Below are 22,591 nucleotides of genomic sequence, written 5' to 3'. Positions count from 1 at the left end.
TGTACAATAAACACAATCTGCCGCCGTGGCGGAACTGGCAGACGCAAGGGACTTAAAATCCCTCGGTAGCGATACCGTACCGGTTCGATCCCGGTCGGCGGCATAGAAAATCCCGCAGCGATACCCCATGTATCGGCTGCGGGATTTTGTTGTGGATCAGTAGAATTTCAAGATGTCTTCCGTAGATTTGCGCGGGGGATGCACGGCAGGCTGGGCTGCATAGCCTACAGCAATGACCGACACAATGGTTTCCTCCTCGGGAATCTTCAAAAGATCCCGGATGGCCCCTGCATCCCGCAGTCCCATGACCAGTGTGTCCAGTCCCAGTTCCTTCGCTTTCAAAAGAAACAGCGCATTATGCAGGCCGAGATCATAGAATCCCCAGCCGTCCGCACATTCATTGTCCGGCTGCCCCTGGGTAAATCCGGCGGTTCCCTTCACAAAGGATGTCACCACCAGTGCGGCATGTTCCGCTTTCTTGGCATTGCGCTCAGGCAGGCATTGCTGCAGAAACCGTGCGCGCATCTCTTCGGAAAGAACCGCATGGTACCGCGCCGTCTGGGAATTCTTCCAGGAGGGAGCTTCGATGGCCGCTGTCACAATGGCGGAAATCTGATCTGCCGTCACTGTTTTGGCCGGATCATATTGCCGGATACTTCTTCTCTCTTTAATAAGCGCATCAAATTCCATGTTGCAACCTCCTGTGTTTGTAATTTCTACTTTCTAGTATAAAGAAAATCTGCCAAAAATCAATATTTATATAATTTTTGCCTGCCACGCTTTCGTTGCCTTTTCATTTTTTTATCTTTTTATAGTCAAATGCTAAAGAAAATGCTTGTTTCTTTTGTATGAATCGTATATAATGTAGTGTATGCCTGCGATTGCGTCAAAATAGAGGGGATATCGCGGGAAACTATACTATAGGGGGAAATGATATGGCAGACTATTTTGCAATGGACCGTGCTGCGCTCACCGCTGAGAAGGATCGCCTGACAGCGGAGTACAAGAAGTTTCAGGATATGGGACTGAAACTCAACATGGCGCGCGGCAAGCCCGGCCCTCATCAGATGGACCTGGCGATGGATCTGTTGAAAATGGACGACTATACCACCGATGACGGTGTCGACGCTCGCAACTACGGCAACCTGGAGGGCCTGCAGGAAGCGCGGGAGCTCTTTGCCGATGTCATGGGTGTTACGCCTGCCGAAGTTTTTGTGGGCGGCAACTCCAGCCTGCAGCTCATGTACAATCTGGTTGCCATCGGCTTTATGTTCGGGTATCCCGAATCTCCGTGCCCCTGGTCCCAGGTGGAGAAGCGCAAGTTCCTCTGCCCCGTGCCCGGCTATGACCGCCATTTTGCCATCACGGAAGAGATGGGCTTTGAAATGATCAACATTCCCATGTCCGAGGACGGCCCCGACATGGATATGATCGAGAAACTGGTGGCGGAGGATGATACCATCAAGGGTATCTGGTGTGTGCCGCAGTATTCCAACCCTGATGGCTACACCTACAGCGACGAAACGATCCGCCGCTTTGCTGCCATGAAGACGGCCGCTCCCGACTTCAAGATCTTTTGGGATGAAGCCTACATTGTTCATCATCTGACCGACGAAATCATCGAGACCCCGGTGCTCCTCAACGAGAGCAAGAAGTACGGCACCGAGGACCGTGTTTTCATGTTCACCTCGACGAGCAAAATCACCTTCCCCGGCGCCGGTGTCTCTGCCATCGCCTGCAGTGAGAACTCCATGAAGTACATCTGCAAGCGGTTCTCCACCATGATCATCAGCTACGACAAGATGAACCAGCTGCGTCACGTTCGTTTCCTGAAGAACAAGGAAGGCGTTCTGGCGCACATGGCAAAGCATCGCCGCCGTCTGGTGCCCTGCTTTGATGCCGTCAAGACCACCTTTGCGGAAGAGCTCAGCCCCTGCGGCAACATTGCACACTGGACCAACCCCAAGGGCGGCTACTTCATCAGCCTGTATGTGATGCCCGGCTGTGCCAAGCGTGTGGCGCAGCTCTGCAAGGATTGCGGCCTGACCCTGACGGGCGCCGGTTCCGCTTACCCCTACCACAAGGATCCCGAAGACTCTCATCTGCGCATCGCGCCGACGTATCCCAGTCTGGATGAGGTCGAAACTGCTTCTGCGCTGCTGTGCGTCTGTGTGCGCCTGGCGGTCGTTGAAAAACTGCTGGCTGACCAGCAGTAATAAAGTATCCCGCCCGCCGGTGCGGGCATGTTGTTGGAGGTTTCTATGAACAAGAGAGGGAAGTCATGGCCGCTGTTTGTCGTGGCAATTTTGATTGTTGTATTTTCCCTTACGGCCATCTTCGGTGTAAGCTATCAGTACGGTGACACCAAAAACGTCTACGTAAAGGGCGCTTCGGACATCCGCTTCGGCATCGATATCCGCGGCGGCGTGGATGTCACTTTCATGCCCGACGGGGATGTGGATGCCACGCCCGAACAGATGACAGCCGCCAAGACGGTTATCGAAGACCGTCTGGTGGGCCTGGGCATCACCGACTACGAAAGCTACGTTGACAGCAATAAAGATCGAATCATTGTTCGTTTTCCCTGGAAAACGGGGGAATCCGATTTCAATCCGCAAACGGCTATCGATGAAATCGGCACCACCGCCAAGATGGTGTTCCGCAAGGGTTCGAGCTCTACCGGAGAGGAAATTCTAAGCGGTGACGACGTAACCTCCGCCAACGCTGCCTACAGCGAAACCGACGGCTGGGTGGTTCAGCTGAAATTCAGCAGCGAAGGTGCCCAGGCTTTTGCCGACGCCACAACGGAACTGGCTTCCAGCGGGGATCCGATTTCCATCTGGCTGGATGACGAAAATATCTCCACCGCCTCGGTGGATGAGGCCATCACCGGCGGAGAAGCGATCATCAAGGGCAACTTTGATCAGGACAGTGCCGCCACGCTGGCCAACCAGATCAACTCCGGTGCGCTTCCGTTCGCACTTTCTGCAGAGAGCTACTCCACCATCAGCCCGACGCTGGGCGCCCGGAGCCTGGAAGTCATGGTTCTGGCCGGCATTGTGGCCTTTGTCCTGGTGGCGCTGCTCATGATCCTGTGCTATCGTCTGCCCGGCACGGTGGCAGCGTTCTCGCTGCTTGGCCAGGTATGTGCCACACTGGCAGTGGTTTCCGGCTATTTTGCCGTGTTCCCGGGTTCTACGCTGACCCTGCCCGGTATTGCCGGCATCATCCTCGGTATCGGTATGGGCGTGGATGCCAACGTAATCACCGCGGAACGTATCAAGGAAGAACTTTCCAAGAACAAAACCCTTGATGGCGCCATCAAGAGCGGCTTCAAGATGGGTCTTACCCCCATCATTGACGGCAACGTTACCATCGTGATCGTAGCCGCCATCCTGATGGGTGCCTTTGGTCCCACCGATGGCTTCTGGGCCAAGGTCTTCAACCCGATCTTCTTCTGGTTCGGACCTTCCACTGCCGGTACCATCTATTCCTTCGGCTTCACCTTGCTCACCAGCGTTCTGCTCAACTTTGTCTTTGGCGTGTGGGCTACCCGTGTGATGATTCGCGGCGCCTCCCACTGCAAGGTGTTCCGCAATCCCTGGCTGTACGGCGGCAAGAAGGAAGGCGGCGCCGAGTACAAGACCCCGGCCATCAACTTTGTCGGCAACCGTAAAAAGTTCTACACCTTCTCCTGCTGTGTGATCGCCATTGTTCTGATTTTCTCCGCCGTGTTCGGTGTGAGCATGGATGTCGAATTCAAGGGCGGCTCCATGATCACGCTGGCCTATGAAGGGGATGCGGATCTGGATGCCCTGAAGAGCACCATCGGCACTGAACTGAACCAGAGCAACCTGACGCTGCAGACCGGCTCGGATATTTCGGGCGGTCAGACGTTGACCATCACGCTGCCTGGCAGCGAGACGCTGTCCACCGATCAGCTGGATGGGCTGCTGACCACACTGAATGAACAGTATCCCGACAGCCAGTTCACCCAGAACGAAGTCAGCAATGTGGATGCAACCATTGGCAAGGAGTTCCTGCTCAAGAGCCTGGTTGCCCTGGTGGCTGCCTGTGTCCTGATTCTTCTGTATGTGGCCTATCGGTTCCGCCGCATCGGCGGCCTCAAGGCCGGTGCCACGGCTGTGGTTGCCTTGCTGCACGATATGTTCATCATCTTCGGTGTTTTCGTGCTGCTGCGTATTCCTCTGAACGGCAACTTCATCGCCGCCATGCTGACGATTCTGGGCTACTCCATCAACGATACCGTCGTCATTTATGACCGTATCCGGGAGAACAGCGCCCTGTTCGGCAAGCGTCAGATGGGCCTGAAAGAACTGGTCAATCTGTCCATCAACCAGAGCTTCTCCCGTTCGCTGATGACCTCCATTACGACCTGCCTTGCGCTGGGCGTGATCTGCGTGGTCTCGGTGGTGTACCGCCTCGACAGCATTTACACCTTCGCTTTCCCGCTGCTGTTCGGTATGATCAGCGGTGTCTACAGCACGATCTGCATTGCTACGCCGCTGTGGGTCGACTGGAAGACCCATAAAAAGGCCGCTGCCAAGAAGAAAGCCTGAGCCAGGAAAGAGGAGGAATCCGCTATGAAGTGTCCCTACTGCGGTGCAGTTGATTCCAAAGTCATCGATTCCCGCCCCACCGAGGACGGCGAAAAAATTCGCCGCCGCCGTGAGTGCCTGAATTGTAAAAAGCGCTTTACGACCTACGAGATTGTGGAAACAGTTCCGCTGATGGTCGTCAAGAAGGACCATTCCCGTGAAGTGTTCGACCGTCAGAAACTGCTGAACGGTATGCTGCGTGCCTGTGAAAAACGGCCGGTCAGCTACCAGCAGCTGGACGATGCGGTCAGCCGCATCGAGCAGATGCTGCTGAACTCTTATGACCGGGAGGTTACGTCGATCCATATCGGCGACCTTGCCATGCAGGAACTGAAAAAGATGGATGACGTTGCCTATGTGCGGTTTGCGTCGGTCTATCGTCAGTTCAGCGATGTGAACACTTTCATGGAAGAGCTCAAAGATATGCTGGACACCCGTTCAAAACCAGCTGAAAAATGAAGCTCGTATCTGTTGTGCCTGTGCGCGGGCGCGTGATGTCTCTACTGCCAGGTCTGCCATGTTCCCTGCAGAGACATAGGATGGAATGGTAGCCAGCGTCTGGTTGAGTTGGTCTACCAGGCTTCGCCGGACCAGCAACATCCAGACGGTACTGCTTTGGGAGCTTTGCTCGGCTGTCTCTTCGTAGACCTGCTGTGCCTGCCTGTAGTTGCCTGCCTCTGCAAGGCTGTAGGCAGTGTCCAGTTGCTGTGTCAGCGCTTGGACGTTTCGGTCCAGATAGATTCCTGCACCATACAGGGTCAGAAACAGCACAGCCAGCAAAATTGTTGCATACCAATTGCGATTCAATTACGGGATCCTTTCCGGACCACCCTTCGGGGTGGTCTTTTTTTGTACCAGAAGCAGATGGGTTCCATTATACAGCAAAAGAAGAACCTCCCTGCGTGAAACTCCCTTTGACGCCAGAATATCTTTCAGCCACTTTTCGTCCAGTCGCAGGGCTTCCAGGTTTTCATGGTAGATCTGATCATCCACCAGAATCGGAAGCATGGGTTCTGCTGTGTTACTGTTACCGACCGTTGCCGTACTGATATGTCCGTTCGGTTCCACCACCGCCCAAAGAACCTCCTCGGGTGAAAAGATATCCTTTCCCCGCAGCGCTTCCATCAGATCTCCGGCAGTAATGCGCAGGCGGGGCAGCGCTTCCTGCACGATCTTTCCGTCACGGATCACGGTGACCGGTTTGCCGAACAGAATTCTCGCATAATTCGGATTCAGATAGGCAAGGGTAGAGCTGAAAATTTCCAGAGAAGTCAGCAACACAATCAGAACCAGGCTGGACAGCAACGGCAGGTCCGGTTCATCAATGCAGATGGATGCAACATTGGACACCAGCAAAGTTGTTACCAGTTCGGAAGGCTGCAATTCTCCCAGCTGACGCTTTCCCATCAGGCGCAATGCCGCCACAACGGCACCGTACACGATGACGGTTCTCAAAATGGACGAGAGCAATCTATCCTGCCTCCTCATATTTTCTCTCATTCCCGGCAACACTAATGGCGGAGATGAGGGGGAAATCGTATGCAGCGAACAAAGTTGAGCCGCTCCCTGCGGGAGAATCTACAGATCCTGAAAAGCATTTTTGGCGACTCGGGAGACTTCTATACCAAAGAAATCATGATCAGCGGCATTTCCTGCGCCATTGTCATGTTTACGGGGCTGTCCTCGCCGGAAAAGCTCTGCCACCTCGCGCTGGACATGCTGGACCACGATCTGCTTCTTTTGAATGGCAGCGATGATCTGTGCGACTATCTGCTCACACAAAGTATGGTGCCCTCGGAACCGGCCCCCGCCGAAGACTGGAATTCTGCCGTGGAGTTTCTCTGCAACGGCATGACGCTGCTTCTCATGGATGGCTGCCGCCGCGCCGTGGTGTTTTCCACCCAGGAAATGCCCCAGCGTTCCGTCAGCACCCCCACTGGGGAAGGGAATATGCGCGGCTCCCAGGAGGCCTTCACGGAACTGCTGCGCAACAATATTTCGCTTCTGCGTCGTCAATTCCGAACCGACACGCTGGTGGTGGAGATCATGACAGCGCATACACGCGCCAAAACGGAATATTGCATCTGCTATGATCGCTCGCTGGCCCCCAAGGAAACGGTGGATTGTCTGCGGGACCGGCTGGCTCATGCGGAACTGCCGGTGCTGCTGGACAGTGCCTACTTTGCCTCGTTTTTAAAGCAGGATAAATTGAACCTTTTCCCGGCCGCCGCCTACACCGAACGCCCTGCCACCGCTTGTGCCCGCCTGTGTGAGGGGAAAATTGCGGTTCTGGTCAGCGGCTGCCCCTATGCGCTCATTGTGCCGAGCTTTTTTGCCGAGCATTTCGAGTGTCTGGATGACTATGCCTCCGGGGCAGTTTTTTCGGGTCTGATCCGTATCTTGAAATATCTCGCTTTCCTGCTTTCGGTGTTCGGTCCGGGGCTGTACGTGATGGCGGTCTCTTTTGCGCCGGAAATCATCCCCATTCAGTTGCTGACCAAATTGGCCCAGGCGGAAATCAGTACGCCATTACCGCCTATGCTGGAAATGCTGGGTGTGACACTTCTGCTGGAGATCGTCCGGGAAGCCGGACTCCGGGCCCCCCAATCCATCAGTCACACCGTGAGCCTTGTGGGGGCCTTGATCATCGGGGAGACCGCCGTCTCCGCCGGGATCGTCAGCGTCCCTATCCTGACCATGGCTGCTGCCGCCACCATCGCCACACTGGCGGTCCCGTCTCTGTACGAACAGTCCATCCTGTTCCGTTTCGCGGTGATTTTGCTGGCCGGTGTTTTCGGTGTTATGGGCCTCGCCGCCGCAGCACTTGTCATCCTGGCCATGGCCTGTGGCAGCGAACCCTTTGGATATGACTATCTCTACCCACTGATGCCCTTGAGCCGTACAAGCTGGCGCGACGGATTCGTGCGGAGTATCTGGTCAGAGCTGTCAAGATTCGGGGAGGTGATCGGCAAGGATGAAACGTGAATGCCCCAGCCTCCTCGCTGCCCTGACAGTGGGATTGCTGGTCAATGTGCTGTTGCGCAGCCAGAGCGCGTACTGGCCCCGTGCAGGAGCCGCCACCGCACTGCTGTGTGTGCCCTTGCTGGCCAGTATAGGTGCCCTTTTTGCACGCGCCTGGCGAATCGGGGAGAGCCCCTTTTTCCGACTGCTGTTTGCCGCGCTTCTTTTCTACACATCTGCCCTTGAGATTCTCAATTTCCGGGTACTGGCGCAGCGCTTGTATCCGGGCTTCTTCTCCCTGACTGCCGTCTGTCTGATGACGCTGCTTCCTGTTCTGTATCTTCGCAGAGTCTCCGCTATCTCACAGACTGCCCATGTGGTGTTGTGCCTGCTGCTTCTGGCCACGGGGTTCATGCTTCTTACGATTTTGCCCCGGCTTCATATCACCAATCTGCAGATAATTTCCTTGCAGCGGGATGATTTTATTGCTGCTGCCAAAGAACAGCTGACCCTGTATCCGGAATATCTTCTTCCGGCCTTGCTGCCACCTGCCAAGACCAAGCACCATCACCCGTTACTGCGCCTGGCTGCCGCCGCGTTGTGGTTCGATGTGGGTATGCATCTGGTTCTGGAGCTCTTCTATGGAGCAGCCATGCCGCTGCGTGTCGACCCTATTCACGCCGCAGCCCGATGCGGTGCCTTGTCCATTTTCAATCGTCTGGAAAGCCTGCAGCTGATCCTTTGGATCATGGCCATCACCCTGAAGCTGTCACTTTATCTGTATGCGATCTGCCTGTTGCTTCGTCGGGGAGAGAACAAAGGACTTTCCGTATCGCTGCGCAATTTTCCGCTGTATCTGGGCTGTCTGTGGCTTTTGTGCGTCTTGCTGCAAAAAATCGATGTTTCCTCCGCTATGCAGCAACGCAGTATCCTGACATGGGGCCTTGTCCTGCTGGTAGGAATGGGAGGTATCGCTGCATGGCTTTGCCAAAAACTAAAAAAATGCTTATAAGCGGGTGCTTGCTGATGAGTTTGATTCTGTGCAGCTGTGGCGGACAGTCCCTGGCCGAACGGGAGATTGTGCGCGGCGTTCTCTTTGCCCGCCAGGGGGCATTCTATTCCGCCTGCCTTGTTCTGGCCGATCAAAACGCCCCGGAAGGCACTGACGGGAACAAAATTTCTGCTGCACGGGGCTCAACGCCGGCTCAGGCTTTGGCGAAAGCGGAGGAGTCTTTGCAGGGCGAGGTATACTACGGACTGCTGGACCTTGTGGCACTTCCCGGCAACGCCGATCTTTCCGTCGTCCGGGCAATCGGCGAACTTCTCTACCAAAATGCCCAGCCGGCCCCCGAGCTGTCCGTCTTTGCGCTGGATTCAGATTCCGTGCAAAGCTGGGCGGAAGAGGGAAGTGTTCTCTACCGGAATATGAAGGCTATGGAAAAGACCTATAAAATCCATTGTGGTTTACAGCAATTATTCAGTCAGGAAGATGCCTGTTGTATTCCAGTGTATCAGCCAGGCGCCGTATACGATTTTCTTCTCTTGGCGGAAAACGATTTTTCCGTCCGTTGTACAGGGCTGCAAGCGCAGCTGGCCGCTGTATTGTGCGGACAGGCTTCGGCGATACGGGGAACCATTGCCTCCGGCAGGATTGCCTGTGAGGCACGGACACAAGTCCTTGCAGATCAGAATAAAATTCAGATTCATCTGCGCGATACGGCACTGACGGCGCTGGAACCATCGGTGGATTCAGCTTCTTTGGAACAGGCCCTCCGGCAAGCGTTCCAGGAATCCTTTGCCAGCCTTCGCCATGATACAGGGCAGACATCCGCCGGCTTGTTTCATTTTCATTTCTGGCAGGCCTCCCTGTACGGACCGGCAGGTTCCTACCAAACGCCCACGTTGGAAGTCTTCTTTGATTGAGCCACGCACAAAATGCAGGCGGCCTCCGCAGAAGCAATACGTTTCTGCGGAGGCTGCCTGCATTTGGTTTGTCAGGAATTTTCCAGCGAACTGGGACGAATGATATTGATCAGATTCTTGTCTGCAATAAACGTCTGGAAATTGTACAGAATCAGTATCTGATCATACCCTTCTTTTTCTATGGTCGAATCCAAACCATACCGAAAATTGCGGAAATCAATCACGCCGATTTTGGCGTAATTCTCAGTCAGATAGGGAACAAAACTGTTGGCGTAGCTGTCCTTGACCACCAGAATACTGCCGGTACCATTCCCGTTAATGACAGAATAGCCATTGTTACCGTCCAGAAAAGCTGCATACTTATCCCGTGTTTCAAACTTTTCGGTATTGATCAGGTTCTCCGTGCGATTTGCTTCGTACTGCGCTTCGGACGGCACATCAAAAATGGTCATCTGGTTGTCCAGCGGATAATAGGTAATGGAGTCGTCCTCCACGTTCCAAAGACGTGTCGCCGAATAATGGGTTCCCTGGAACCCCTCCACCGTAGCCGGTTCATGGGCGTCACGGTCAAAGGGCGTGAGCCCCTTCAAAGAGCAGAACTGCTCGTATGCACGATAGGCGCCATTGGGAGTCCAGTGGTGGTCTGTCTTGAAATAGAGATACTCATCCTTGCTGGCCGTGAAACTGTCCCGCAGATCCAGTACGGCAGCCGACTGGCTGACCTGCGAGAAAATGTTATCCAGCATGGCGTTTTCATCCACCATGGGGGCACCGGCAGGGAGCATCTCCGGATAAATCACGCTGGCAGAGGGTGCCAGCAAAAAGGTGACCTTGCCGGGATATTTTGCTGCGAACTCCGCCACGGCCTGTACGTTTTTATCCAGCTGCTTCCGGGTGGCATCATCCACAGTGAACAGTTTGGTGAACATCCAGTGGTCCTTTCCCAGCAGGATCCCGCCTTCCTCCACCTTTTGAAAAGCCATCTCATCCGCAGCGCGCTGGGTATTGATCCACTGATCCCGAAGCATAAACTGGTCCTGCATCCAGGAGGAGAAGGATTGCTGCCAGGTTCCATCCAGTAAATCGGAGAGAACCGGGGCCTTCAGCTGTGCAGCGTTCCGGTTTTCCAGTTCAATAAGCTTTCTCTTCGGCCAGAAGAGGTTCACCAGAGAAAATCCAAACAGCAGCAGCGCCGCGCACAGCAGGAGCGGGTAAACCGTCCGCCGGCCGGATTTCCGATAGATTACTTTTGCCATACGGTTTTCCCCCTTTTCAGAAATTGGCGTACAGCGCCGTGGAATTGGTCGCGGCCACCACATAGGCAATGCAAAGGAGCGTCAGCCCCGCAAAAAGCACGACCTTCAGCGGCGCAAAGCGGCTGACTCTGGCCCAGAACCAGCGGGGCAGGGCAGAGGAGCACAGGCACCCCAGCAGCAGGAACACGCCATAATTGCGCAGATAATAGACCGGGGAAATCCCGCCCTGAGGCACAAAGAGTTTCTGCATCAGAAGGCCTAGCGGTGCACCGGGCTGGTTGGCTGTAAAGATGCCCCATCCCAGCACCACCAGGAACAGGGTATACAGATGCGGCCAGATGCGGCCTTTCTTCAGATACTTGAGAAGGAACAGTTTTTCGATTGTCAGCAGCACAAAATAATACAGACCCCAACAGATAAAATTCCAACTGGCGCCATGCCAGATGCCTGTGGCCGCCCACACCAGCAGCATGTTGAAGAGCTGCCGGGCCTTTCCCTTGCGGTTGCCGCCAAGGGGAATGTAGATATAATCCCGGAACCAGCCGGACAGGGTGATATGCCACCGGCGCCAGAATTCTGTGATGCTCCCCGAAATATAGGGAAGATCGAAGTTCGCCGGGCAGTCAAAGCCCAGCATGGCAGCAAGGCCGTTGCTCATTTCGCTGTAGCCGGCAAAGTCAAAATAGAGCTGCAGGGAATAGGCCAGGATGCCGAGCCATGCCAGCGGTGTGGAAACGTTCGCCAAGCCTACACTGCCGTTTCCGATCAGATCAGTCCACAACGCACCGATGGAATCTGCCAGGATCACCTTTTTGGCAAGGCCGAACACGAACATCTCCGCGCCCTGCTCAATCTGCGCCAGATGGCACCGGTCACGGTTTTTATGGAACTGCTCTGCCATATCCTGGTACTTCACAATCGGTCCCACAATCAGCTGCGGGAAGAAAAGCACATAGCTGGCAAAGGTGATGGGATTTTTTTCTGCCTCGATTTTTCCTGTATAGACATCTACCTCATAGCTGATAATTTTGAAAATATAATAGCTGATGCCCAGGGGCAGGACATCTCCGATATCCAGCGTGGCCAGGCCGAATCCCGCGATCTGGTTCAGTGTCTCAATCAGGAAATTGGTATATTTGAAATACACCAGAACTCCCAGATTGACAGCCACTGCCACAAGCGGCAGAATCCAGTGCAGCCGGGGCTTTGCCGCGGCCGTTACCAGCGCCCAAAGATAATTGAAAACGATCAGGCAAACAATCAGCGGCAGAAAGGCAACACCCGTCCAGCAGTAGAAGATCAGACTCTCCACCAGAAGGACGGCATTTTTTGCACGGCCGGGCGTTATGTAATAAAGCAGCAGCGCCAACGGCAGAAAGCAGAACAAAAACACTACACTATTGAAAACCATAAGCGCTCCTCTTTTTTCAAAATAAGCGGGCCGTTACCAAAGCAGGTAACGGCCCGATGAGCTTTCGTTGTGCAGGGAGATCAGAAATTCAATGCCGTTTCCAATACTTTATCGATCTCGGTATAGTCGCCAACATCGACACTGGCAATCACCATGGCAACATAGTTGCCGTTTCTGACAATACGGGCATCCTGGGCAAGCGCCGTCAGGTCGGCAAATTCGGCATACAGGTTGTTGGCGGTCAGGCTTTCTTTATAGGCCTGCAGTTCTGCCTCCACATCTTCGGCTTTGCCTTCCTTGGCTTGTGCCACAAATACCAGGCCGCAATCGGACTGCGTATTGCACACATCACCTTTATAGGCTACCAGGTTGTCCATGGTCAGCATCAGGGTGTTTTCCACATCAAAGTCGCTGTAAGCCATCGGATTGGCGATCGGGTTGACGGCTTCCAGCGCCGCCACGGCACTGTCCAGATTTTCCGTCTGCGCGGTTTCCGCGGGAGCAGTACTCTCGGAAGCGGCATCCGAAGTCGCTTCCGACGTTTCTTCAGAGCTCACCGCCTCGGACACCGATGCAGCTTCGCTGGAAGAGGAAGTGGCAGATTCTTCGGTCTTGCTGCAGCCCGCCAGAAGAATTGCCGCACACAGAAGGATCGGAAGTAATTTTTTCATGGATCATTTCTCCTTTTATGGTTCAATCACAAAGCCTGTCCTGCTTGCCGGTACTGCGTTTTCGGAAGCGTGGCAGGGTGTTTCCGTATCATCTCGGAATTCCTTATTAGAATACACTATTTTGGTTGTTTTTTCAACCCGTTTTCCGTCGAAAGGCTTGCCCAACGCAGGGAATCCTTGTAAATTTTTTATGGCCTTGACAAAGCGGCTCCTTTGCCGTACACTCGCAGAGAAAGGAATGGTAAAAGGGAAGTGACCTCTCATACGGAATTCCCGCATCCGTTTTCCGTAAGGCCGCCGCCAGGTGAGTTCGGAAAGACACGTTAAAAAGTCCTTAAGATAAATAAGAATTTCTCTTAAATCTTACAAAACTCTATTGACATTGTAGGAATAAGCGGCTATAATAGCAGCAAAGACACAGGAATGCGTCTTAGGAGCTACATCAATAACAGGAGGCTATTTATTATGACGAAATATGTTTGCACCGTCTGCGGCTACATCGCCGAAGGTTCCATCCCTGAGTTCTGCCCCGTCTGCAAGGCGCCGGCTTCCAAGTTTATCGAGAAGAAGGACAACACCTACGTGACCGAGCATGTCGTCGGCATCGCCAAGGACGCTCCCGAGGAGATCCTGCAGGGCCTGCGCGAGAACTTCAACGGCGAGTGCAGCGAGGTTGGCATGTATCTGGCCATGAGCCGCGTTGCGGACCGCGAGGGTTATCCCGAGATCGCCGAGGCCTGGAAGCGTTACGCTTTCGAAGAGGCTGAGCATGCTTCCAAGTTTGCTGAGCTGCTGGGCGAAGTGCTGACTGACAGCACCAAGAAGAACCTGCAGATGCGTGTGGACGCCGAGTGCGGCGCCTGCGCCGGCAAGATGGACATCGCCAAGAAGGCGAAGGAGCTGGGCCTGGATGCCATTCATGACACCGTTCATGAGATGGCGAAGGACGAGGCTCGCCATGGCCGCGGCATGCAGGGCCTGCTGGACCGCTACTTCAAATAATTTACTCCAAAAGGCGTAAACCGGGCCGGAGCTTTTGCTCCGGCCCCTTTATTATCCCCACTCAGGAACCGCGGCAGGCAAAGAAACGCCCCTGCTGATCACAAGCAGCATAAAACACGTCTTTTCGTGTTCCGATCCCTTTGCTGTGAAGCTGATTGTCCAGCCATCGTTCATCACGCCCCGCCGCTTTCAGATTGTCGGAGATCAGGCGCCCGTCCAGAATCAGGTCATACCAGGCACTGGTTGGCTCGGTGGCGATTCCGAAATCCTGTGGCGTGGCCGGCCGTGATTTGCTTTTCGGCAAAAAGCTGATCTGTCCGTTGTTTTCCAGAATGGCCGTTTGAATTTCGTTGGGGTCGAAATAGCCGGCAATCCGTGCCTGCCCCAGAAATTCATTCAGATCGATGGTGGCCTTGCGCAGATTTTCTTTCAGGATGACACCGTCCTTCATAAGAATCACAGCACGCCCGCTCCAGAAAGTCCGCAGCTCAATACTTTTACAGGCCGATACCTCCACGATCCAGGTAATCACGCCATACACCAGCAACGCCGTCAGCGGGCGATACCAGGCTTCCAGATTGGTGGCCAGTTCTGCAGCAATCGAGCCCACTGTCACGGCATTGAGATAGTCAAAAGGACTCATCTGTGCAATCTGTCGCTTTCCGCCCCAGCGTGTGATCAAGAACATCATCGCCAGAGAAAAGATGCTTGTCAGGGTAACCTGGCCGATCTCCGTCAGGACCTTCTGCATGGAACCGCCTCCGTTCTGTTTTATTTTGAGCAGAAGGATAACAGTTTATCCCACCCTCTTGCACTTTTTGCAAGAAAAAGTTACAATAAATACTACTTGTATCTAGGTGTTAGGAAAAAGGGAGGCGGCGGCATGCAATATCTGTTTGTCATCAATCCCACCGCCGGAAAAGCGGACGCCAGCGTCACTTTGCTGCCGCGCATCCGGTCTGCTGCAGAACGTGCCGGCATCACCCCCACCATCGTGATCACCCGCCGGGCCGGGCACGCCCGCCAGGTTGCGGCCGCCTGTGCCGAGAATGGGGAAGAGGCACGCATCTACGCCTGTGGCGGGGATGGCACGCTGAACGAGATTTTGCAGGGCGCCGCCGGGCATGAACAGATTTCGGTGGGCTGCATTCCCTGCGGCAGCGGTAATGACTATATCCGCAATTTTGGGACTCAGTCTGATTTTCTGGATCTGGACGCCCAGCTGGCCGCGCATTCTTTTCCGGCCGATCTGATCCGTACACCTCAAGGGTACGGTATTGAGATTTACGCCGCCGGAATCGATGCACAGGTTGCCAACGGGATACCCAAATGGCGTCGCGTACCGCTGTGCGGCGGTACGACTGCCTACACGCTGTCCATTCTGGAGGCAATCTGCAGTTCTTTCCGTCATACACTTCGTATCAGAACGGATACGGAAGAATTCCAGGGCACCTACATGATGCTGGCCATCTGCAATGCCCGGATGTACGGCGGCGGCTACTGCGCTGCACCATATGCGCAGATGGACGACGGTTTGCTGGATGTAGTCCTGCTCAAACCCGTACCACGGATCCGTCTGGCCGGTCTTCTGCGCGGATATCGTCGCGGAGAGCATCTCACGCCCGACGGACAGGTCACCAAGCCCTTTGCCCCTTATATGACCTTCTTCCGCACAAGCTCCATTGATATACAAGTACTGGACCAGCGTCCGCTGATAACCACGCTGGACGGTGAATGCTCACCACAAATGAATCTGCACGCCGAGGTGGCACGGCACAGCATTCAACTTCTTTTGCCGCCAAAACTCGCACAAAATGCGCCTGTACTCCAGGCTATGGGAGAGTAAGCATGTCTGAAAAAGTCAAAGTCAAAATCGCGCGGAACGTGATCCATCTGCCGGCCATTGCTCTGCGCGGGTTGGTCGTGTTCCCCAATAATGTCGTCCATTTTGAGGTGGGACGTTCCAAATCCATTGCTGCCATCGAGGCCGCCATGCACAGCAACAGCAGCGTGTTTCTGGTGGCGCAGCGGGAGATGGATGTGGAAGATCCCGGTCTGCGGGATCTGTATGCCTACGGCGTGATTGCCGAGATCAAACAGGTCCTCCGCGTTTCGGATGAACTGGTCAAAGTTCTGGTGGAAGGCAAAACCCGTGCCCGCCTTGTGGAACTTGTGGACGGAGAAAAATATCTGCAGGCAACGGTGCGGCCGGTCCCTGTGCGAGGGATTGGTGCCGATAAACGCACCCAGACCGAAGCGCTGGTACGCAGCCTGAAAGAGTGCTTTGAGCATTATCTTTCCTACAGCCCGCAGATTTCCAAGGATGTTGTCTATAATATTGTCACTTCCACCAGCCCGCTGTATCTCAGTGAGTACATGCCGGCCAATCTGCTGCTCAAATACGAAGATAAGCAGGCCATTCTGAATGAATCCACACTGCTGGGCCGCCTGGAGAAACTTCTGACCCTCCTGCGTCAGGAATGCCAGGTGCTGGAAATTGAGCGCGACCTGGATGACAAGGTCAACGCCCAGATGGACAAAGGCCAGCGGGAATACTATCTGCGGGAGCAGATGCACATCATCAGCGAAGAGCTGGGCGATGCCGAGGACACCCGTGCGGAAGCGGAGGAATACCGCAAAAAGATCGAGGCCTTGAAACTGGACAGCGAATCCTCCGAAAAGCTTCTGAAAGAATGCGATCGCCTGTCCCGGATGCAGGGCAATTCCGCCGAAAGCGGCGTCATCCGCAGCTATCTGGATGCCTGCCTGGCGCTGCCCTGGCACATTACCACCGAGGATAACCTGGACCAGGCCCATGCACGCAAGGTGCTGGACCGGCAGCATTACGGTCTGCAGAAGGTGAAGGAGCGTATTCTGGAACTGCTGGCAGTTCGTAAACTCAACACTGATGTCAAAGGACAGATTCTCTGCCTTGTGGGCCCTCCGGGTGTTGGCAAGACCAGCATCGCGCACTCCGTTGCGGAGTGCATGGGCCGTAAATTTGCCCGCATGAGCCTGGGCGGTGTACACGATGAGGCTGAGATCCGCGGCCACCGGCGCACCTATATCGGCGCCATGCCCGGCCGGATCATCAGCGCCATCACCACCGCCAAATCTTCCAATCCCGTCATTCTTCTGGATGAGATCGACAAGCTGGCCGGCGACTACAAGGGTGATCCTTCCAGCGCGCTGCTGGAAGTGCTGGACCCTGAACAGAACTGCACCTTCAAGGACAATTATCTGGACATTCCCTTTGACCTGAGCGAAGTGCTGTTCATCACCACCGCCAATGATGCTTCCACCATTCCCGGTCCTCTCTATGACCGTATGGATGTCATTGAACTGCCCAGCTACACCCGCACCGAGAAGTTCAACATTGCCAAGCGGCATCTGCTGCCCAAGCAGCTGAAAAACAACGGCCTGGAAGGTCGGGTCACCCTGACTTCCAGCGCTCTGTATGAAATCATCGACGGGTATACCCGGGAAGCCGGTGTGCGAAACCTGGAGCGCACCATTACTTCTGTACTGCGTAAGTGCGCCCAGCGCATTGCGGCGGGGGAGAAGGACAAGATCAGTGTATCCGCTTCCACGGTGAAAGCGCTCCTTGGCCCCGAAAAGGTGAAACCTACCTTTATTTCCCGCAAGGATTCCGTGGGCATTGCCAACGGTCTGGCCTGGACCAGCGTGGGCGGTGAAATGCTGCCTGTGGAAGTTGCCGTCATCCCCGGTGGTTCCGGAAAGATTGAGATCACCGGCAGCCTGGGCGATGTGATGAAGGAGAGTGCCAAGCTCGCCATCAGCTACGCCCGCGTTCACGGCGAAGAATACGGCATTACAGAAGACAGTCTGAAAAATGTGGATATCCATATCCATGCGCCGGAAGGGGCAGTCCCCAAGGACGGTCCATCTGCCGGCGTCACGCTGACCACTGCACTGATTTCCGCTTTGTCCGGCATACCCGTGCGCCATGACCTTGCCATGACCGGTGAGATCACCCTGCACGGCAATGTACTGGCCATCGGCGGGCTGAAGGAAAAGAGCATGGCAGCTTTCCGGGAGGGCATTTCCACCGTCCTGATTCCCAAGGACAATGAGAGCGATCTCTTTGAGGTGGATGCCGAGGTAAAGCAGAAGGTCCACTTTATTCCTGTGGATCATCTCTCCCAGGTGCTCAAGCAGGCACTGCTGATGCCCGGGCATTCCTCCAGCCGCGGTACCCATACGGTGCCGCAGGCAACCAGCCTGATCGCCAACGACAAGACGGCGAAAGAACCCGCCACAGTGATGTGAAAGGATTCTCATGAATTATAATAACTGTGAATTTCTTGCCTCCTACGGTTTGTCCCGGCAGCTGCCGGACAGTGACCGGCCCGAGATTGTCTTTTCCGGCCGGTCCAACGTGGGCAAATCCAGCCTGATCAACAAGCTGTGCAACCGCAAAAACCTGGCCCGCGTCAGTTCTACGCCGGGCAAGACGGCCACCATCAACTTCTATAAGGCAGATACTGCCTATTTTGTGGATCTTCCCGGGTACGGTTATGCCAAGGTTTCCAACGCCGACAGAGAGCGCTGGGATGAGCTGATCAACAGCTACTTTGAGGCAGGCCGTGCCGTCTGTCTGCTGATCCAGCTGCTGGATTGCCGCCATGCTCCCAGTGCGGACGATGTCCAGATGCTGGAATACCTGCACTTCCACCGCATTCCCTTTGTAGTTGCGCTGACCAAGGCTGATAAGCTGAAAAAATCCCAGATGGCTGCCTGTCAGGCCGAATTTGAAGAGCTCTGCGCCCCCTACGGATGTCTTGGCGTCTTTCTGACCAGTGCCGAAAACGGCTACGGCATGGAGGCACTGCGGGCCCGCCTAGAAGCGCAGATGAACCAAGAGGCGGACCATGGCGTATAACGAGTTTGCCTATTTTTATGACGAGTTCAACGGCGCCGCAGACTACGACGCCCTGTTTGCCTATATTCAGAATGAACTGGCTGCGCACGGGGTAACGGAGGGGATCCTTGCTGATCTGGGCTGCGGCACCGGAGATCTGACGCTGATGCTTACCCAGGCCGGATACGATGTGATCGGCATTGACCGCTCGGAAGAGATGCTCAGTGTACTGCGGGAAAAGGCGGACGAGCTGGGGCTTACCGGGAAGCTTCTGCTGCTTCAGCAGGATCTTCTGGAACTGGATCTCTACGGGACGATCCGTGCCGCGGTCTCCACCTTTGATACCTTCAGCCATATCGGCCCCCAGGACCGTTTTGAGCAGGCCATCCGCAATGCCGCTTACTTCATGGAAAAGGGCGGCGTGTTTGTTTTCGACCTGAATACCCCTTACAAACATCAGCACATTCTAGCGGGCCAGACCTTTGATCTGGAAGCAGAGGACGCCCTTTGCCACTGGACCAACCAGTACGACGAAGCCACGGGCCGCGTGGAGATTGCCATCGATATTACTTACCGGGATACCGGGGAACACTTTACAGAGTCTTTCTGTGAGTACAGTTACCCTTTGGAAACCGTTACGGCTCTTTTGCAGCGCTATGGTTTTTCGGTGGCACGGGTTTCGGACGGGGAGGACTTCGGTCCTGTCCGTCCAGACAGCCCCCGGTGGATCATTACCGCCATCAAGCAATACACCCAGGAGGAGAAAGCCTAAATGGAACAGAATCACAATATGCTGCGCGGTATTTCCGAAAACGGCGGCATTGTATTTTACGGCGTGGACTCAACGGAGATGGTCCGCAAAATGGAGCGGCTGCATAAGACCAGTGCCGTCACGACCGCTGCCCTGGGCCGTCTGCTGACAGCCACCTCGATGATGGGCATTATGCTGAAGAGCACCCGGGACTCCATCACCGTCCAGATCAAGGGCGGCGGCCCTGCGGGGCGCCTGCTGGCGGTTTCGGACGGTACCGGCAACGCGAAAGGCTATGTGGAACATCCCATTGTGGAACTGCCGCCCCGGGAGGACGGCCATCTGAATGTAGGCGCGGCCGTTGGTAAGGACGGCACGCTGGATGTCATCCGCGACCTGGGAATGCGTGAGCCGTATGTGGGCCAGGTTCCCCTGACCACGGGCGAGATCGCCGAGGATATCACCGCCTATTTTGCCATCAGCGAACAGGTGCCTACTGTGTGCGCCCTGGGCGTGCTGGTGGATACCGATCTGAGTGTGCGCTGTGCAGGTGGTTTCATTGTGCAGCTGCTGCCAGGTGCCACCGAGGAAGAGATCGACCGTCTGGAAAAGAACATCAAAGCCATGCCCAGCGTGACCACCATGCTGGAGGAGGGGAAAACCGTCCAGGATATGCTTTCCATGGCGCTGGATGGATTCCAGCCGGATATTCTGGACAGCTATCATGTGGGATACCGATGTGATTGCAGCATGACCCGCGTGGAAGCGATGCTGCGCAGTCTGGGCAAAAAAGAAGTGGAAAAATTGCGCGACGAAGATCCCATTGCCGAGGTAAACTGTCAGTTCTGCGGCAAGGCATACCGCGTGGATCTGAATGATCTTCTTGAAAAATGGCCTTCCTGCGATGAAAAAAGGCCACAAGAAAAAAGCTGAAAAAAATCGCAAAAAAATAGGAAAAAACTGTTGACAAATGCGCCGGGGTTGTATATAATAATACCCGTCGCCCGGAGAGAGCGGCTGAGCAAAACTCTCCGATATATGCGGCCGTAGCTCATCTGGTAGAGCGCCACCTTGCCAAGGTGGAGGTAGCGAGTTCGAGCCTCGTCGGCCGCTCCATTGCGGAAGTTTAGCTCAGCTGGGAGAGCATCTGCCTTACAAGCAGAGGGTCAGCGGTTCGAGCCCGTTAACTTCCACCAAATGTGGCCCGGTAGTTCAGTTGGTTAGAACGCTAGCCTGTCACGCTAGAGGTCGTCAGTTCGAGCCTGATTCGGGTCGCCATTTGCCTCTGTAGCTCAGTCGGTAGAGCAGGGGACTGAAAATCCCCGTGTCATTGGTTCGATTCCGATCGGAGGCACCAAGGTTCTTGCACATTCTTTCCTTAAGAATGTGTTTATATGCGGCCGTAGCTCATCTGGTAGAGCGCCACCTTGCCAAGGTGGAGGTAGCGAGTTCGAGCCTCGTCGGCCGCTCCAACAAACAGTGGAAACCGGCTCCCAAAGCCGGTTTTTCACTCATTATGGTGACGTGGCCAAGTGGTAAGGCAAGGGTCTGCAAAACCCTCATTCACCAGTTCAAATCTGGTCGTCACCTCCAAAACGCGTCACAGTTTGTGACGCGTTTCTTTTTTGCGTAAAAGGAGTTTGGTATGATACATCTGTACTGGGGTGATGGAAAGGGGAAAACCACCGCCGCCATGGGACTGGCTCTGCGCGCCCTCGGTCATGGGCGCCGTGTTGTGATCGTCCAGTTCCTGAAAGACGGATCCAGCGGCGAGATAGCCCCTCTGCAGCACCTGGGCGCCGCTGTATACGCTTGTCCCAACGCCAAGTTCACCTGGCTGATGAACGACGCAGAACGCCTCCAGGCCCGCGAAAACGCAACCCTGGCGCTGCAGCAGGCAGCCGCGTTGCCCTGGGATCTTCTGATCCTGGACGAAGCCTGCGCAGCCTATGAGAACGACCTGGTGGACCGGGAACTGCTCCGGCAGACGGTCATGGGCGCTGACGCAGCCTCTGAGGTGGTTTTGACAGGCCGAATGCCCGCAGACTGGATGCAAGTCGCCGCCGACTATTCCACCGAAATGCGGGCCTGCCAGCACCCTTATACGAAGGGGGTGCCTGCCCGTGAGGGAATCGAATACTGACGGTCGGGCTTGATCTTCTGACCGTTGAACCGCTTATAGAAAAATCCCTGCTGATGCAAATTGCATCAGCAGGGATTTTTCTATGCCGGACTGTATGTTATCCCCAGAATCCGGGGAAGAGAATCTCGCTGCCCACCTTGGTGGTCAGCAGAACCAATACCAGAATTACCGTGGGCCTGACAATACGGCTGCCGTTTCGGATGGCCAGACCGGCTCCCAAATAATGCCCCAGAATGGAGGCGACAGAAGCAATAAGCCCCACAGCGATGTAGACGTTGCCCACCGTCAGGGCTGTGAAAAGGCTGCCCAGATTGGAAGCCAGGTTAATCACTTTGACGCCGCCGGCTGCATGCCGGGTATCCATCTTTCCCAGACGGATAAAGATCAGCATCAGAAAGGTGCCGGTACCGGGTCCATAATAACCGTCGTAGGCACCGATGAGCAGCGAAGCTGCCCATACCACCGCTACACGGTGACGGAAGTCCATGCTGGCCGGCTCATCCGGCCAGTTGTGCGTGCGCAATGTCACCACAGCCACCACAGGCAGAACTGCCAGCAGCAGGTATTTCAGGATCACATCCGGAGTGCGCAGCTGCAGTCAGGTTCCTCCCACAGAGCCCAGCAGAGAAAAGACGGCCGCCGGTGCAAAGAGCTTCCAGTCCACATACCCCTGCCGGATAAAACAACCCGTGGAAAATATCGTTCCCATCGCAGAGGAAAGCTTGTTTGTGCCCAGGGCATAGTGGGTGGGGAGCCCCGTAAAGGCAATCAGATAGGTAGGAACCGAGATAATGCCGCCTCCACCAGCGATTGCATCCATAAAGGAAGCCAGAAATACACCCACACAGATCATCAGTACTATCCACAGGGGAAACCCATCCACAGCAATCGCCGTGAACGGGGAGAAAACGCCAGACACCCAAGATCACCTTCCAACATACCTTCTGACAAACCCTCTATTGTTCCGTGATT

At 55.0% G+C, this 22,591-nt stretch carries 20 protein-coding genes, 7 tRNA genes and 1 pseudogene; 20 read left to right on the top strand and 8 right to left on the bottom strand.

The genetic code is table 11. The annotated features are described in order from the left end of the window. The first annotated feature begins 19 nt into the window (after nt 1–19). Nucleotides 20–103: transfer RNA gene (locus ABGT73_RS05465), tRNA-Leu, on the top strand. 53 nt (nt 104–156) lie between these two features. Here the strand turns inward: ABGT73_RS05465 and ABGT73_RS05460 are convergent. Next, a complete protein-coding gene (locus ABGT73_RS05460; protein WP_346668795.1) occupies nt 157–690 on the bottom strand; it encodes a nitroreductase family protein in 534 nt (177 codons plus the stop codon). Nucleotides 691–935: 245 nt separating this feature from the next. Between ABGT73_RS05460 and ABGT73_RS05455 the strand changes: the two genes are divergently transcribed. Genes ABGT73_RS05455 through nrdR form a run of 3 tightly spaced genes read left to right on the top strand, consistent with a single transcriptional unit; the run spans nt 936 to nt 5,078 of the window. Then, nucleotides 936–2,216, top strand: coding sequence for an aminotransferase class I/II-fold pyridoxal phosphate-dependent enzyme (locus ABGT73_RS05455; protein WP_346668794.1), 1,281 nt, complete (start codon nt 936–938; stop codon nt 2,214–2,216). A 45-nt stretch (nt 2,217–2,261) separates the two neighbouring features. Next, the gene (gene secF / locus ABGT73_RS05450) at nt 2,262–4,580 is read left to right on the top strand and encodes a protein translocase subunit SecF (protein WP_346668793.1); all 2,319 of its coding nucleotides are present in this window, start codon (nt 2,262–2,264) and stop codon (nt 4,578–4,580) included. Between the two features lie 24 nt (nt 4,581–4,604). Then, on the top strand, nt 4,605–5,078 hold the full coding sequence (gene nrdR, locus ABGT73_RS05445) for a transcriptional regulator NrdR (protein ID WP_346668792.1): 474 nt from the start codon (nt 4,605–4,607) through the stop codon (nt 5,076–5,078). Here the strand turns inward: nrdR and ABGT73_RS05440 are convergent. Continuing rightward, on the bottom strand, nt 5,058–5,426 hold the full coding sequence (locus tag ABGT73_RS05440; protein ID WP_346668791.1) for a DUF4363 family protein: 369 nt from the start codon (nt 5,424–5,426) through the stop codon (nt 5,058–5,060). The genes nrdR and ABGT73_RS05440 overlap by 21 nt on opposite strands. After that, nucleotides 5,427–6,089 carry a YetF domain-containing protein gene (locus ABGT73_RS05435; protein WP_346668790.1) on the bottom strand — a complete coding sequence of 221 codons (663 nt, stop codon included), beginning with the start codon at nt 6,087–6,089 and terminating at the stop codon, nt 5,427–5,429. It lies immediately after the preceding gene. A gap of 69 nt (nt 6,090–6,158) precedes the next feature. On the opposite strand from ABGT73_RS05435, the gene ABGT73_RS05430 reads away from it, so the two are divergent. From ABGT73_RS05430 to ABGT73_RS05420, 3 genes are read left to right on the top strand one after another with little or no spacing between them, the layout of a single operon-like run. After that, complete coding sequence (locus ABGT73_RS05430; RefSeq protein WP_346668789.1) at nt 6,159–7,604, top strand: spore germination protein; 1,446 nt, start codon at nt 6,159–6,161, stop codon at nt 7,602–7,604. Continuing rightward, nucleotides 7,594–8,592, top strand: coding sequence for a hypothetical protein (locus ABGT73_RS05425; protein ID WP_346668788.1), 999 nt, complete (start codon nt 7,594–7,596; stop codon nt 8,590–8,592). Before ABGT73_RS05430 ends, ABGT73_RS05425 begins: the two co-directional genes overlap by 11 nt. After that, the gene (locus tag ABGT73_RS05420; RefSeq protein ID WP_346668787.1) at nt 8,559–9,503 is read left to right on the top strand and encodes a hypothetical protein; all 945 of its coding nucleotides are present in this window, start codon (nt 8,559–8,561) and stop codon (nt 9,501–9,503) included. The genes ABGT73_RS05425 and ABGT73_RS05420 overlap by 34 nt, the downstream gene beginning before the upstream one ends. Nucleotides 9,504–9,574: 71 nt before the next feature. Here the strand turns inward: ABGT73_RS05420 and ABGT73_RS05415 are convergent, their stop codons facing one another. From ABGT73_RS05415 to ABGT73_RS05405, 3 genes are all read right to left on the bottom strand, one after another. Beyond that, nucleotides 9,575–10,759, bottom strand: coding sequence for a DHHW family protein (locus ABGT73_RS05415; protein ID WP_346668786.1), 1,185 nt, complete (start codon nt 10,757–10,759; stop codon nt 9,575–9,577). A 16-nt stretch (nt 10,760–10,775) separates the two neighbouring features. Beyond that, nucleotides 10,776–12,170 carry an MBOAT family O-acyltransferase gene (locus ABGT73_RS05410; protein ID WP_346668785.1) on the bottom strand — a complete coding sequence of 465 codons (1,395 nt, stop codon included), beginning with the start codon at nt 12,168–12,170 and terminating at the stop codon, nt 10,776–10,778. Nucleotides 12,171–12,250: 80 nt separating this feature from the next. Continuing rightward, on the bottom strand, nt 12,251–12,841 hold the full coding sequence (locus ABGT73_RS05405) for a DUF4358 domain-containing protein (protein ID WP_346668784.1): 591 nt from the start codon (nt 12,839–12,841) through the stop codon (nt 12,251–12,253). A gap of 465 nt (nt 12,842–13,306) precedes the next feature. Between ABGT73_RS05405 and ABGT73_RS05400 the strand changes: the two genes are divergently transcribed. After that, entirely contained in the window at nt 13,307–13,843 is a 537-nt protein-coding gene (locus tag ABGT73_RS05400) for an NADH peroxidase (RefSeq protein WP_040917561.1), read from the top strand. A 61-nt stretch (nt 13,844–13,904) separates the two neighbouring features. Here ABGT73_RS05400 and ABGT73_RS05395 read toward each other — a convergent pair whose 3' ends face one another. Then, nucleotides 13,905–14,594, bottom strand: coding sequence for a DUF421 domain-containing protein (locus ABGT73_RS05395; RefSeq protein WP_346668783.1), 690 nt, complete (start codon nt 14,592–14,594; stop codon nt 13,905–13,907). Between the two features lie 132 nt (nt 14,595–14,726). Between ABGT73_RS05395 and ABGT73_RS05390 the strand changes: the two genes are divergently transcribed. The 12 genes from ABGT73_RS05390 to ABGT73_RS05335 all read left to right on the top strand — a co-directional run bounded on the left by ABGT73_RS05390 (nt 14,727) and on the right by ABGT73_RS05335 (nt 21,619). Then, nucleotides 14,727–15,689, top strand: a complete 963-nt coding sequence (locus tag ABGT73_RS05390; RefSeq protein ID WP_346668782.1) for a YegS/Rv2252/BmrU family lipid kinase — start codon at nt 14,727–14,729, stop codon at nt 15,687–15,689. Nucleotides 15,690–15,691: 2 nt separating this feature from the next. Then, nucleotides 15,692–18,133, top strand: a complete 2,442-nt coding sequence (lon, locus tag ABGT73_RS05385; RefSeq protein WP_346668781.1) for an endopeptidase La — start codon at nt 15,692–15,694, stop codon at nt 18,131–18,133. 10 nt (nt 18,134–18,143) lie between these two features. After that, on the top strand, nt 18,144–18,746 hold the full coding sequence (gene yihA, locus ABGT73_RS05380) for a ribosome biogenesis GTP-binding protein YihA/YsxC (RefSeq protein WP_346668780.1): 603 nt from the start codon (nt 18,144–18,146) through the stop codon (nt 18,744–18,746). Continuing rightward, nucleotides 18,736–19,497, top strand: coding sequence for a class I SAM-dependent methyltransferase (locus tag ABGT73_RS05375; RefSeq protein WP_346668779.1), 762 nt, complete (start codon nt 18,736–18,738; stop codon nt 19,495–19,497). The genes yihA and ABGT73_RS05375 overlap by 11 nt, the downstream gene beginning before the upstream one ends. After that, nucleotides 19,498–20,409, top strand: coding sequence for an Hsp33 family molecular chaperone HslO (gene hslO / locus ABGT73_RS05370; protein ID WP_346668778.1), 912 nt, complete (start codon nt 19,498–19,500; stop codon nt 20,407–20,409). It abuts the gene before it with no gap. A gap of 107 nt (nt 20,410–20,516) precedes the next feature. Beyond that, nucleotides 20,517–20,592, top strand: a tRNA-Gly gene (locus ABGT73_RS05365). A gap of 4 nt (nt 20,593–20,596) precedes the next feature. Beyond that, nucleotides 20,597–20,672, top strand: a tRNA-Val gene (locus ABGT73_RS05360). Between the two features lie 5 nt (nt 20,673–20,677). Further along, nucleotides 20,678–20,754, top strand: a tRNA-Asp gene (locus tag ABGT73_RS05355). A gap of 3 nt (nt 20,755–20,757) precedes the next feature. After that, nucleotides 20,758–20,833: transfer RNA gene (locus ABGT73_RS05350), tRNA-Phe, on the top strand. A gap of 39 nt (nt 20,834–20,872) precedes the next feature. Further along, nucleotides 20,873–20,948: transfer RNA gene (locus tag ABGT73_RS05345), tRNA-Gly, on the top strand. A gap of 46 nt (nt 20,949–20,994) precedes the next feature. Further along, nucleotides 20,995–21,069: transfer RNA gene (locus ABGT73_RS05340), tRNA-Cys, on the top strand. 52 nt (nt 21,070–21,121) lie between these two features. After that, nucleotides 21,122–21,619, top strand: a complete 498-nt coding sequence (locus tag ABGT73_RS05335; protein ID WP_346668777.1) for a cob(I)yrinic acid a,c-diamide adenosyltransferase — start codon at nt 21,122–21,124, stop codon at nt 21,617–21,619. A gap of 97 nt (nt 21,620–21,716) precedes the next feature. On the opposite strand, the pseudogene ABGT73_RS05330 reads toward ABGT73_RS05335, so the two are convergent. Continuing rightward, nucleotides 21,717–22,472 (bottom strand): annotated as a pseudogene (locus tag ABGT73_RS05330) (TSUP family transporter). Between the last annotated feature and the right edge of the window lie 119 nt (nt 22,473–22,591).

Source organism: uncultured Subdoligranulum sp., assembly GCF_963931595.1.
GTDB lineage: Bacteria > Bacillota > Clostridia > Oscillospirales > Ruminococcaceae > Gemmiger.
The sequence above is the reverse complement of the archived record's forward strand: the minus strand, read 5'-3'. Positions and strand labels throughout refer to the sequence as shown.